Source organism: Actinomyces viscosus (genome assembly GCF_900637975.1).
Taxonomy (GTDB): Bacteria; Actinomycetota; Actinomycetes; order Actinomycetales; family Actinomycetaceae; genus Actinomyces; species Actinomyces viscosus.
The window spans coordinates 1,043,523-1,055,641 of the sequence record NZ_LR134477.1 but is presented as its reverse complement, the minus strand read 5'-3'; the positions used below and the strand labels follow the sequence as shown (position 1 = coordinate 1,055,641).

Sequence of the window (12,119 nt, the reverse complement as noted above, 5' to 3'; positions counted from 1 at the left end):
TTACCGACTGGAATATCGTAATGACAGTAGGTTCTCGATTGGCGCGGCGTGTGATCCGACACGAGTTCGTGTTGAAAATACGGGGATAACTGAGAGTGGCGCGTCGTGAGGACGGACTGGATTACACAGGTTACAATAGCGTAACCATTGTGGAACATGCGGTAAGTGAATCTGCAATGACTCGTGCATGCGTGCCGTGTGTCAGCATAGAGGTGTGTGTGCATGCACTCAACGAGACAACTTCGGAGGCTCAAGATGATGCAGGCGACCCGTACAGAGGAAGATCTTCTTGGTGCGCGGGAAGTACCATTGGAAGCCTATTGGGGAATCCATACGCTGCGAGCGATGGAGAACTTCCAGATCTCAGGATCGGTGGTCGGCGACGAAGAAGCTTTTGTTCGCGGCATGGTGCAGGTGAAGAAGGCCTCGGCGTTAGCGAATAGTGATCTAGGGGCGCTTGACCCGGAGGTCGCCGGTGCGATCGTGTGGGCCTGCGACCAGGTGCTGGTTGCCGAGCGGTGCCTGGATCAGTTTCCGGTCGACCAGTTTCAGGGAGGTGCCGGCACCAGCGTCAACATGAATACCAACGAGGTGATCGCCAATCTCGCGCTGGAGTACCTCGGCTATGCCAAGGGCCGTTACGACGTCGTCAACCCCAACGATCATGTCAACAAGTCCCAGTCGACGAACGACGCCTATCCGACCGGTTTTCGTTTAGGGCTGTTCACGCTCGTCGACTCCCTCATCGAAGAGCTCGAACAGCTCATCGCGGCCATGCGCGCCAAGGGGGCGGACCTCGTCAACGTCCTGAAGATGGGACGCACCCAGCTTCAGGACGCCGTTCCCATGAGCCTGGGACAGGAGTTCGAGGCCTTCGCCGTCCTGCTGGAGGAGGAGATCGGTCGGCTTCGCAACAACGCTGCCCTGCTTCTGGAGGTGAACCTCGGTGCTACCGCCATCGGTACGGGACTCAACACCCCGCCCGACTACCAGCGCACCGTCGTCGGGCATCTGCGCGAGGTGACCGGTCTGGACATCCGGGGAGCACAGGATCTGCTGGAGGCCACGAGTGACACCGGCGCCTACGTCTCAATGCACGCCGCGATCAAGCGCCTGGCGGTCAAGCTCTCCAAGATCTGCAATGACCTGCGGCTGCTGTCCTCAGGTCCTCGGGCGGGGCTGGGGGAGATCAGGCTGCCCGAGCGACAGGCCGGTTCCTCCATCATGCCCGCCAAGGTCAATCCGGTGATCCCGGAGGTGGTCAACCAGGTCTGCTTCAAGGTCATCGGCAACGACGTCGCCCTGACCTTCGCCGCCGAGGCGGGCCAGCTACAGCTCAATGTCATGGAGCCGGTGATCGCCCAGGCCATCTTCGAGTCGATCAATCTCCTCACTCGCGGGATGTCGACCCTGCGAGAGCTGTGCATTGTGGGGATTGAGGCCAATGAGGAGGTCTGCCGCCGTAATGTCCTCGACTCGATCGGAATCGTCACCTACCTCAACCCGGTGATCGGTCATCACAACGGCGACCTGGTGGGACGTGAGTGCGCCCGTTCCGGACGCAGTGTGCGAGAGGTGGTTCTGGAGATGGGCCTGCTCGAGGAGTCCGTCCTTGATGAGATTCTCAGCCCGGAGAACCTCCTGCGCCCCCATTTCCGTGACCTGAAGGTGTACTCCGGATCCGATCCGTCGACCCCGCCCGTGGTGCCGACGGCGCCCGATCCAGTGGGCTGAACGAGCTCGGCCTCCGAATTTCGGGGGGTAGTCAGGGAGTCTTTGTGCTAGATGAGTGCTACGTGCTGATAACGGAGGCCGAACGTTCCCTCGCGGGAGGTGTCAGGAGAAGACGCTGCAGGAGCGAATGACCGGGGCGTGGATGTCCTTGCCCACCACATTGGCTCCTTGCGGATCCACTTTCGACTGCGGTGGAGTGGAGTGCCAGAACACGTGATTGAGATTGTCGTCATCGCTTGACCCAAATGTGACTTTACGGGCGGCGTCGATCCAGATCGTGTTGTTGAAGCCGTGAACGGTGAGTGACTCGATCTCGCCCTCAATGATGACGACGAGGTTTGTTGCGGTGATTGTTACGTCTCGCGCGCCTGCCGAGACCTTGACCACCTGATCGACGGTGAGCCCGTCGGTCGTGACGTTGACCTGGTCTGAGGCGGGAATGACCTTGGTGACCTGGACCTCCGCCTGGGCGCGGCTGTCCTCCTCATCGTTGTCCGTCAGCTCCTCGTCGTAGTCGCGTACCTCAGAGGACGTGCAGTTGCCGTACTCCAGAGAATCAACTGGACCAGTGGCGTCCGGATCGTTGGTGTCCGGGTCGTCCGCGGGCTTCTTCGCCTCCGACGCGGCGGTTTCTCGGACATGGCTCGGGGAGGACGATGATGACCCCGAGAGAACGGCCTGAACGGCAGAGCATCCGGACAGGGCCAGCAGGCACGCGGTGACGAACGAGGCGCAGCGCAGAAGCGGGGGACAAGACACCGTGGGACCTCTTTCGGTAGGCGCGGCGGTGCCGGTGGAACGACGAGGAGCTCGTTCCACCGGCACCGCAGCTGATCAACGCTGCGTACTATAGCCGCACGGCGGGAGTCAGGACTCCCCTCCCTGGGATCCGGAGGCGCCCGCGTTGACGTTGGTCAGCTCGTAGCGGGCAATCGCCTCAGCCAGGACGGAGCGGTCCAGGCGGCCCTGCTCCACCAGCGCCTGGAGGGCACGCACCACCACCGACTGAGCGTCAATGAGGTAGTGACGCCTGGCGGCGGCGCGGGTGTCGGAGAAGCCGAAGCCGTCAGCACCCAGGGTGTAGTAGTCGCCGGGCACCCAGGCGCGGATCTGGTCGGGGACCAGGTGGTCGTAGTCGCTGGTGGCGATGAAGGGGCCGCCCGCCCCGGAGAGCTTCTGCGTCAGGTAGGGAACCTGTCGCTCGGCGTCGGGAGCCAGGAAGTTGGCCTTCTCAACCTCCAGGGCCTGACGACGCAGCTCGTTCCAGCTGGTAACGGACCAGGTCGTAGCGCGCACGCCCCAGTCCTCGGCCAGGATCCGGCGAGCCTCCTCGATCCAGGGCATTCCGACACCGGAGGCGAGCAGTTGGACCTCGGGGCCCTCGCCGTCGGGGGCGGGGCTGATGCGGTGGATGCCGCGCAGGATACCCTCGACGTCGACGTCGTCGGGTTCCGCGGGCTGGTGGATGGGCTCGTTGTAGACGGTCAGGTAGTACATGACGTCCCGGTTGCGACCCGAGTCCGGCCCGTACCAGCGCTCGAGGGCGTCGCGCACGATGTGCCGGATCTCGTAGGCGTAGGCGGGGTCGTAGCTGACGACGGCGTCGTTGGTGGCCGCGATCATGGGGGAGTGGCCGTCCATGTGCTGGGTGCCCTCACCGGTCAGGGTGGTGCGCCCGGCGGTGGCCCCGATGATGAAGCCGCGCGCCAGCTGGTCCCCGGCGGCCCAGAACTGGTCGCCGGTGCGCTGGAAGCCGAACATCGAGTAGAAGATGTAGACCGGGATCATCGGCTCGCCATGGGTGGCATAGCTCGTTCCGGCGACCTGGAACAGGGCGACCGAGCCGGCCTCATTGATACCGGTGTGCATGAGCTGGCCGGAGGTGGACTCCCGGTAGGACAGCATCATGTCGGCGTCCACCGGCGTGTAGTTCTGGCCCTGGGTGTTGAAGATCTTCTTGGTGGGGAAGAGAGACTCCAGGCCGAAGGTGCGCGACTCGTCGGGAATGATCGGCACGATGCGCCGGCCGATGCCCTTGTCCTTGATGAGCTCCTTGAGCAGGCGCACGAAGGCCATCGTGGAGGCGACCTCCTGCTTGCCCGAGCCGCTCTTGAGGATGTCGTAGGTCTTGTCGCCGGGAAGCTCGAGCTCGACACCGCCGTCACGGCGCTCCGGGATGAAGCCGCCGAGCTGGCGGCGCCGGTCCAGCATGTAGAGCAGGGAGGGGTCGTCCTCGGCCGGCCGGTAGTACGGCGGCATCTTCGGGTTGGCCTCGAGCTGCTCGTCGGTGATCGGGATGTGGAGCCGGTCGCGCAGGGCCTTGAGGTCCTCCAGCGTCAGCTTCTTCATCTGGTGGGTGGCGTTGCGGCCGGCGAAGTGCCCGCCCAGCAGGTAGCCCTTGACCGTGTGCGCCAGGATGACCGTGGGCTGTCCCTTGTGCTCCATGGCGGCCTTGTAGGCGGCGTACATCTTGCGGTAGTCGTTGCCGCCGCGCTGAAGGGCCCAGATCTCGTCGTCGGTCCAGTCCTTGACGAGCTCGGCGGTACGCGGGTCGCGGCCGAAGAAGTGCTCGCGGATGTAGGCGCCGTCATTGGCCTTGAAGGTCTGGTAGTCGCCGTCGAGCGTCTCCATCATGAGGTGCTCCAGGGCATGGTCCTTGTCCGCGGCGAGCAGCTGGTCCCAACCACGGCCCCAGATCACCTTGATGACGTTCCAGCCGGCACCCTTGAAGAAGGCCTCGAGCTCCTGGATGATCTTTCCGTTTCCGCGCACCGGGCCGTCGAGGCGCTGGAGGTTGCAGTTGACGACGAAGGTGAGGTTGTCCAGCTGCTGGCTGGCCGCCAGCTGCAGCATGCCGCGCGACTCGGGCTCATCCATCTCGCCGTCGCCCAGGAAGGCCCAGGTGTGCTGCTGGGAGGTGTCCTTGATGCCGGCGCCTTGGAGGTACTTGTCGAACCAGGCCTGGTAGATAGCCTCCGCGGGGCCCAGCCCCATGGAGACGGTGGGGTACTCCCAGAAGTCCTCCATGCGGCGCGGGTGCGGGTAGGAGGGAAGGCCGCGGCCGCCGGCCGGGCGGGACTCCTCCTGGCGGAAGCCGTCGAGGTCCGCCTCGTTCAGGCGCCCCTCGAGGAAGGCGCGGGCGTAGTTGCCGGGGGAGGCGTGCCCCTGGAAGAAGACGTGGTCGCCGCCGCCGGGGTGGTCCTTGCCGCGGAAGAAGTGGTTGAAGCCCACCTCGTAGAGGGTGGCGGTCGAGGCGTAGGAGGAGATGTGGCCACCGACCCCGACGCCGGGGCGCTGCGCCCGGGTCACCATGACGGCGGCGTTCCAGCGCAGCCAGCGCCGGTAGGTGCGCTCGGCGCTCTCGTCACCGGGGAAGTAGGGCTCGTTGGTGACGTCGATGGTGTTGATGTACGGCGTCGTCATCTGGGTGGGCACCGTGACGTTCTTCTGGCGGGCCTGGGCCAGCATGCTCAGCAGGATGTAGCGCGCCCGCTTGGCGCCCTTGTCCGCGATGAGGGCATCGAGGGACTCGTGCCACTCCTTGGTCTCCTCTGGGTCGTTGTCGGTCACCTTCGTCAGGAGGCCGTCAATGAGCGGCGTGGAGTCACTGGTGGGGCTCACGGAATCCTCTTTCCTCGCGTCTGTGCGGTGGGCCCGAGCCTTGCGCGCGCACCGTGGTGCCGAAGACGGCGTCTACGTGCGACTGAAGTCAGGCCGCTGTGGATGACGGCCCTAATCTACGACCTGAGACGGTGCGAACGCTGCACCCAGCGGGAGGAAAGTCCTACCTCACGTATGGTGTGGGCCACATGCTGGAGGGTAGGTTTCCGCATAGCGGGCGGAGGGTGAGTCGCTGAGTCCTCGGCTACGTCTGGAACGGCGTTCAAAGCAAAGTTCAAGGTAATCTGAAGTGCGTGTTCACTTGCGCGGCTGGCACCGGGTGAGGTGGGCTAGTACCCATCGCCCAGCAGCGGGCGAGCGACAGACGGGCGCAGCCCAGAAGGACGGTGTAAGGAAGTGGCGAGTACAGCGGGTGGGGCTTTCGGCTTCGCCTCCGGTCTCATCATCCAGGAGTTCGGCTACGACGATGACGTCGACGAGACCTTGCGGCAGGCGGCTGAGGCCGAGACCGGAACCACTCTGGTGGACGAGGACTATGAGGACGTGGCCGACTCGGCCATCGTGTGGTGGCGCGATGACGACGGCGACGTCGACGATCTCACCGACCTCCTGGTGGATGCCCAGGCCAACCTCGACGGCGCCGGCCTCATCTGGGTGCTGACGCCCAAGGCGCGCACCACCGGTGCCGTTCAGGCCGCAGAGGTGGAGGAGGCGGCCGCCACCGCCGGCATGCACGCGACCTCCGCCGCCTCGATGGGGCAGCACTGGAGCGGAATCAGGGTCTCCAGCCGAGGGCGCTGACACGGCCCGCGGCCGAGCGGCTTGTCCAGCGCCGTCCTGCGTCGTGGTGAAAGCCCGGGGCGATTCGTGGCTTGCGCCGCGGAAGCGGTAGAGTCACCGGCCAGGGTGGTTCGCGCCGTCGGCCGCCCGTGCAGGCCTGTGAAGCGTCGTGGTTGGGACTACGGCTGTGTCTCGCAGAGCGCCTGCGTCGGACCTGTAGCTCAGTTGGTAGAGCAACGCGTTTACACCGCGTCGGTCGTCGGTTCGAGTCCGGCCGGGTCCACCACAAGCTCCGTATACGAACCCTTGGACCGTGCGGCAGCCTGTCGATCAGTTGGAGGAGACTATGAGTAACGATCAGGCAGGAATCCCGGCGGAGCTGGCCGAGGCGCTGTCGGAGAACGAGACGGCGGAGAAGATATTCGCGACTCTGCCTCCCTCGCACCAGAATGAGTATCTGCGCTGGATCTGTGAGGCGAAGCGCGCGGAGACCCGCCGACGTAGAGCCGTCAAGGCTGTGGAGATGATGGTCGACAAGCGCGGGTAGGGCGCTGCTCCTTGCCCGCTCGAAGCGACGGCGATGATGAGGCGGATCGACAAGCGACATCGTTGTCGTGGTGCATATCAAAGGTTCTTCGTGAACCGGTGGTGCCGTTCGTGATAAGGGCCGAACTGCTGAGAGCGGCGTACGCGGGCGATGACCTGGTCGTCGACCCAGCGCTCCCACTGCGTGGCGCGCGCCCGCTCGCCAGTGCTCAGGGGTGCGGCTACCCCGGCGTTAACAAGATCGTCCAGGATCATGAGGGACGAATCGGGAACCGGGGTCTCCCAGGGGATGAGCTTCCACGGTCCGTCTGGGCCCAGGAGGAGGAGCGAGCGGTTGAGGTCGTGCAGGTCGTTGAAGTGCTCCTCCTCGCCGCCCTCGGAGTACCAGTACCAGCGTGTCAGCCGGAACGACTCCCAGACCTGCGTCCAGCTCTGATAACGCTCCCGCAGTGCTCGGTCCAGCAGTGCCAGCGTGTCCCACGCCTCCGCCTCGGTCAGCCAGCCCAGTGCGGTGCCGTACCGTGTCAGCATGGCTGCGCGGACCATGTCCCAGGCCGCGAAGTCCACGTTCCGGATGCCCCGGTCGTTGTTGCGCATCCGCTCCAGACGCCACAGCGTCTCGGCTGCGTCCTCAGAGGACTCGGCTGCGCCTCGCAGCTCGTAGCGCTCGGCCTCAGCCAGAGAGGTGTTGGTCCACCGGGCGCGTTCCTCATCGAAGTCGCTGCGGTGGCCGAACATGATCAGCTGGAAGATCTGGGTGAGAAGATCGATGCGGGAGTGCACTCCCCAGTCTCGGGCGAGCATCTCCCGTTCAGATTCGGGGTCCGAGGAATCGAGACGGTCCCATGGATCCTGGTGGCACAGGGCGTACGGCGCCGAGATCGCCGCGAGTCGCTCGTACGGGCCGGGGGAGAACGAGACGGGGTCGGAGCTCATGATGGGTCGGTGCTGCCTGGTGAGCTCATCCCAGGTGGACTCCTCGCCCTCATGGGGAGATGATGCGGCTTCCTCCTGACGCCGCCGAATTTTTTGACGAATCGCTCTGTATAATTCGGCGACACAAATTATTCCGAAGAATGCCAGAGCAATAATGAGGGGTGGGATCTGCGAGGACATGAAGAGTATTGTGCAGCATACTTGCGGTATGGCGCTAAATGAGACAGTACAACTTGGTAACGCCCGACAGTAGTAGGAAGTGTCTGTTTCATTGAAGGGGCTTTCGACGTCATCGATAATCCTTCTGTGATCGCTCAGTGCAAGAAGACGGACCTCTCAGCCGGCTTCTGGACAGACCAGCACATTGCGGATGGCCGTCGTCCTACCACGGCCATACTTGCAGGTCAGGCCGGTACACAGGCATACGACTGCCGTCGCATCATCAACATCACACCAGGGGATACACAGCAAGATATATCGACAATGACGAGCTGGATACTTACCTGGAGCGCACAGCCGGGATTTCGCAAACTGCTCCGAATAGGGTCAGGATCTGCCTTTATGATTCCTGGGGAGGACATCGCCTTCTATGCCTATGAGATGATGATCGGCAGCCTACTTCCGGAGTGGATGAGCTGGGGTCGGCTGACAGTGAGCCGCTCCGGTATCTGGACACCTTTCTGAGCGGGCTGGGAGTACGAGTGCGCTCCTTCATACTGGCAATCCGCTGTGAGCGACTCTCAATGATGGGACCCGCACACAGTCGGACAAGAACTGAGTCAACGGGAGGTGGGTGGGCGGCCAGCCTCGGCTGAGACGGCTACGGGGGCTGTTTCTCAGGGTGAGGGTTTGTATAGCGATGCTGTGGTGCGCTTCAGCAAGCTCGACACAAACAACTGGAAGCCCCTGCTCGCCTTCCGCAAGCATCTCATCGCGGGTGAAGTGGCTCCGGAACCGAGTACGGCTAGCGTAGCGCCTACTGGGCAGGCGAGCGAGACCCCGACAGCCCGCGGCGTCCGCAACATGGCCTGCCGTCCGGTCAGCGCGGCAAAGAAGCAGCAGATCCTCGATATGGCCCGCACGGCCATGTCTCCTGAGTTGGCTCATTTAGTGTCGTGGTGGATGTTGTTGAGGGCTTGGATGAGGTCGGGTGGGAGTGGGGCGGCGGCTGTGAGGGTGTGTCCGGTGATGTTGATGGTGATGGTGCGGTAGCGGCGGGCGGTGGTGATCAGGCGTCTGGTGGTGATCAGGCGTCTGATGGACCAGCCGGTGGTGTTCTCCAGCCATCGGGCCATGGCCAGGGCGGCGGTGACGATGGTCAGGTGGGCCTCGATGGACTGGCGCAGGTGGTGGTAGATGGGGCGTGCTCTCAGGTCGGACTTGGACATGCGGAAGGACTTCTCGATGTTGTACAGGCGGTGGTAGGCACCGATGACCGTCTCGGGGTCGGGGTTGGGCAGGTTGGTGACGTATCCCTTCCACCCGGCCAGGGTCCGGGCCCGTGTCTCCAGGTCGCGGTTGATGCTCCTGGTGGCGCCGGACAGGTGCACGAAGCGGTTGCGTTTGACGGGGATCTTTCCTGCGACGGCTTTCTCGGCCTTGGCGACCTGGGTGTCGATCCCGTGTAGCGTGCGTCGGGCCCTGTCGGCGCTGTAGCGGTAGTAGATGGTCTCGTCACGGCGCTGGTCGCTGGCTCCGGCGGGCCAGGGCTGGGTCAGGGTCAGCCCGTCGGGGACGTCCTGGTCGGGGTGGTTGTCGTGCCAGGAGCTGATCACGTGGGGGACGCGTGAGGTGCGTGAGCCCAGCACGTAAGACAGGCCGGCTGCCTCCAGGGCCTGCTTGTTGGCGGCGCTGATCATCCCGGCGTCGGCGACGACCACCACGTCGTCGAGGTTGTAGGCGTTCATGAAGTCGTTGATCGTCGGGATCATGGTGGCGGTCTCGGCCTTGTTGCCCTCAAAGGCCTCGGCCCGTAGAGGGAACCCGGTCTCGTCGGTGAGCAGCCCTACCGTGATCTGCGGCTCCAGGCGTCTTTCCTTCGAGAAGCCTGGCTCGCGGAAACCGTCGGCCTTGTCGGTCTCGAAGTACAGGGTCGTCACGTCGAACAGGACCAGCGAGGCCCGGTCGATGCGGGCGCGTCCGGCCAGCAGGCGCGACAGGCCCCGGGTGAACTCCTCAGCGGCGTAGCGGGGCAGATGACGCTTGACCGTGGCGTAGGACACCGGCGTCAGACCTGCCTCGGCCAGGACCCGCAGGGAGTCCTGCTTGCTGGTCGGCTCGATCAGCCTGGCGGTAACGAGCTGGCGGAAGACCTCGTCAGCACCACCGAGCCCGTCCAGGCCCACTGCCTTCCAAGCCGCTTCCAGCGTCTCCAGGAGCACTCCCATCCGGTTGGAGGTGATCGGCGCTACGCGCCCGGCCCCAGCCAGCGCCTGCGGTCCCTTTCCCCCGACGTCCGTACCGTTCAGGCCCGGCAGGTCAAGGCTGAGCTGGCCAGCGTTGAGACGCTGCCTGGCGACCTCCTTAAGCGCCGCCAGCTCAGCATCGTCATGGGCTGAGCCGATGTGCTCGATGCTGCGGGCTCCTTTGCGGGAGGAGTACACGATCTGCACCGCACGGGCCCCCGACGCCGTCCTGACCGCGCGAACGTACGGACTCATACCCCCACGTTAGTGCGCACCCCCACCCACGCAACCCGCACAATCCCAACCACAACCACACCCCCAGCGACCCAACCACCCCGCAATGAGCCAAGTCAGGCGCTGTGAGCGACTCTCAATGATGGGACCCGCACACAGTCGGACAAGAACTGAGTCAACGGGAGGTGGGTGGGCGGCCAGCCTCGGCTGAGACGGCTACGGGGGCTGTTTCTCAGGGTGAGGGTTTGTATAGCGATGCTGTGGTGCGCTTCAGCAAGCTCGACACAAACAACTGGAAGCCCCTGCTCGCCTTCCGCAAGCATCTCATCGCGGGTGAAGTGGCTCCGGAACCGAGTACGGCTAGCGTAGCGCCTACTGGGCAGGCGAGCGAGACCCCGACAGCCCGCGGCGTCCGCAACATGGCCTGCCGTCCGGTCAGCGCGGCAAAGAAGCAGCAGATCCTCGATATGGCCCGCACGGCCATGTCTGTCAGCCAGATCGCTGCCGAGGTCGGTGTCGCAGAGACCACCGTCCGTGCTACCTGCCGCCAGGCCACGCAACCGCCCCGTCGCAGGCGACGCTTCACCAGCGATGATCTCCAACGTGCCCAGCAGCTCCACGCCCAGGGGCGTACCTACATCGAGATCGGGCTGGAGCTCGGCTTTGGGCGGGATACGGTCAAGAAGCATCTGGCGACGGCGCAGGGGTGATTGGTAGCCAGAACGACAATGAGACCGCACCCAGGTCAATCCGCAGTGTATTCGCTACTCCTGCTTGGCATCTCTGCCGGGTTGCTGCGCTGCCTGCTGCTCCAGCCGATCGAAGTCGCTGACGTAATTGCGGTCCTGGATAATGCGAAACTTCTCGAACTCACTCAGAGCATGGTCGTCGGCTTGGGCTTTGGAGATGTGGCCTGCGCTGTCGAGGATCTGGCGGTCGTCCAGGTCGAGAAAGGCGTCGAGGCGTGTGGCCCAGTCCTCCATCGTCATGGGGATCTGACGGCGGGCACGGGACTCGGCCAGATCAAGAAAGGCGTTGACCAGGCGGCCGAGGTCTTCGAGCTCGTCGCGGGTGAGGTAGTTCTTGCCGATGGTCACGTCGCCGCGCAGGATCTTGCCGTCTGGGCTGTTCGCCCAGCTGGTCAGGCCCATGTGGGGCTGGTCGGCCCTGGCACGGGAGGTGATGAGCTCGGCGGCGGTGTGGCCGTGGACGGCGTAGTGGAGCTTGTTCTGGACGGTGGCGAAGAAGCGCTTGGTGGTAGGGGCGTCCTTGTTGTAGTCGATGCTGGTGGCGTAGATGTCGGTAACTTTCTGGTAGAAGCGACGTTCGGACAGGCGGATCTCGCGGATCTCATCAAGCAGGCGCTCGAAGTAGTCCTCGCCCAGGAAGGTGCCGTTCTCCATACGTTGGCGGTCGATGACGTAGCCGCGGATGGCGAAGTCGCGCAGCACGCTAGTAGCCCACTGGCGGAACTGGGTGGCGCGCACCGAGTTGACGCGGTAGCCCACCGAGATGATGGCGTCGAGGTTGTAGTGGTCGATGCTGCGTGTCACTTGGCGTGAGCCCTCGGATCGAACTATCCGGAATTTCCGGATAGTTGCCTCACGCTCCAGCTCGCCGGAGGAGAAGACGTTCCCGAGGTGCTCGCTGATGGTGCGCACGTCCACGTCGAACAGCTCGGCCATCAGGCGCTGCGTTAGCCAGATCGTCTCATCCTCGTAGCGTGCCTCGATGCTGGAATCACCGTCTTGGGCGGTGAAGATGAGGAACTCGGCGGTGGAGTTGCGGATGAGTTTGGTGGGAGGATCTGGATTATTAGTCATGCTATTGATTATACTTCCGATCGGTAATTGTTGGCAAACT

General features: G+C 64.0%; 10 protein-coding genes and 1 tRNA gene. 6 read left to right on the top strand and 5 right to left on the bottom strand.

Annotated elements, in window-relative coordinates:
* Positions 1 to 255: 255 nt before the first annotated feature.
* The gene (gene aspA, locus EL340_RS04645; protein WP_126413641.1) at positions 256 to 1,734 is read left to right on the top strand and encodes an aspartate ammonia-lyase; all 1,479 of its coding nucleotides are present in this window, start codon (positions 256 to 258) and stop codon (positions 1,732 to 1,734) included.
* A 102-nt stretch (positions 1,735 to 1,836) separates the two neighbouring features.
* On the opposite strand, the gene EL340_RS04640 is transcribed toward aspA, so the two are convergent.
* Both EL340_RS04640 and aceE read right to left on the bottom strand, forming a co-directional pair.
* Positions 1,837 to 2,493 carry a DUF3060 domain-containing protein gene (locus tag EL340_RS04640; protein WP_126413640.1) on the bottom strand — a complete coding sequence of 219 codons (657 nt, stop codon included), beginning with the start codon at positions 2,491 to 2,493 and terminating at the stop codon, positions 1,837 to 1,839.
* Between the two features lie 108 nt (positions 2,494 to 2,601).
* Entirely contained in the window at positions 2,602 to 5,355 is a 2,754-nt protein-coding gene (aceE, locus tag EL340_RS04635) for a pyruvate dehydrogenase (acetyl-transferring), homodimeric type (RefSeq protein ID WP_126413639.1), read from the bottom strand.
* A 396-nt stretch (positions 5,356 to 5,751) separates the two neighbouring features.
* Here aceE and EL340_RS04630 point away from each other — a divergent pair, with 396 nt between their 5' ends.
* From EL340_RS04630 to EL340_RS04620, 3 genes are all read left to right on the top strand, one after another.
* The gene (locus EL340_RS04630) at positions 5,752 to 6,156 is read left to right on the top strand and encodes a DUF3052 family protein (RefSeq protein WP_126413638.1); all 405 of its coding nucleotides are present in this window, start codon (positions 5,752 to 5,754) and stop codon (positions 6,154 to 6,156) included.
* A 189-nt stretch (positions 6,157 to 6,345) separates the two neighbouring features.
* A tRNA-Val gene (locus EL340_RS04625) sits at positions 6,346 to 6,421 on the top strand.
* 60 nt (positions 6,422 to 6,481) lie between these two features.
* The gene (locus EL340_RS04620) at positions 6,482 to 6,682 is read left to right on the top strand and encodes a YdeI/OmpD-associated family protein (RefSeq protein WP_126413637.1); all 201 of its coding nucleotides are present in this window, start codon (positions 6,482 to 6,484) and stop codon (positions 6,680 to 6,682) included.
* A gap of 77 nt (positions 6,683 to 6,759) precedes the next feature.
* Here EL340_RS04620 and EL340_RS04615 read toward each other — a convergent pair whose 3' ends face one another.
* A complete protein-coding gene (locus tag EL340_RS04615; RefSeq protein WP_232023219.1) occupies positions 6,760 to 7,617 on the bottom strand; it encodes a DUF1266 domain-containing protein in 858 nt (285 codons plus the stop codon).
* 306 nt (positions 7,618 to 7,923) lie between these two features.
* On the opposite strand from EL340_RS04615, the gene EL340_RS04610 reads away from it, so the two are divergent.
* On the top strand, positions 7,924 to 8,301 hold the full coding sequence (locus EL340_RS04610) for a hypothetical protein (RefSeq protein ID WP_126413635.1): 378 nt from the start codon (positions 7,924 to 7,926) through the stop codon (positions 8,299 to 8,301).
* A gap of 419 nt (positions 8,302 to 8,720) precedes the next feature.
* Here EL340_RS04610 and EL340_RS04600 read toward each other — a convergent pair whose 3' ends face one another.
* The gene (locus EL340_RS04600) at positions 8,721 to 10,277 is read right to left on the bottom strand and encodes an IS1634 family transposase (RefSeq protein ID WP_126413634.1); all 1,557 of its coding nucleotides are present in this window, start codon (positions 10,275 to 10,277) and stop codon (positions 8,721 to 8,723) included.
* A gap of 239 nt (positions 10,278 to 10,516) precedes the next feature.
* Between EL340_RS04600 and EL340_RS15305 the strand changes: the two genes are divergently transcribed.
* The gene (locus EL340_RS15305; RefSeq protein ID WP_232023218.1) at positions 10,517 to 10,966 is read left to right on the top strand and encodes a DNA-binding protein; all 450 of its coding nucleotides are present in this window, start codon (positions 10,517 to 10,519) and stop codon (positions 10,964 to 10,966) included.
* Positions 10,967 to 11,020: 54 nt separating this feature from the next.
* On the opposite strand, the gene EL340_RS04590 is transcribed toward EL340_RS15305, so the two are convergent.
* Entirely contained in the window at positions 11,021 to 12,079 is a 1,059-nt protein-coding gene (locus EL340_RS04590; protein ID WP_126413633.1) for a virulence RhuM family protein, read from the bottom strand.
* Positions 12,080 to 12,119: the final 40 nt, after the last annotated feature.

What these genes read in the sequence shown, in the direction of transcription:
- aspA (WP_126413641.1), top strand. Translation starts at nt 256, where the DNA reads ATGATGCAGGCGACCCGTACAGAGGAAGATCTTCTTGGTGCGCGGGAA.
- EL340_RS04590 (WP_126413633.1), bottom strand. Translation starts at nt 12,079, where the DNA reads ATGACTAATAATCCAGATCCTCCCACCAAACTCATCCGCAACTCCACC.
- EL340_RS04615 (WP_232023219.1), bottom strand. Translation starts at nt 7,617, where the DNA reads ATGAGCTCCGACCCCGTCTCGTTCTCCCCCGGCCCGTACGAGCGACTC.
- EL340_RS04620 (WP_126413637.1), top strand. Translation starts at nt 6,482, where the DNA reads ATGAGTAACGATCAGGCAGGAATCCCGGCGGAGCTGGCCGAGGCGCTG.
- EL340_RS04600 (WP_126413634.1), bottom strand. Translation starts at nt 10,277, where the DNA reads ATGAGTCCGTACGTTCGCGCGGTCAGGACGGCGTCGGGGGCCCGTGCG.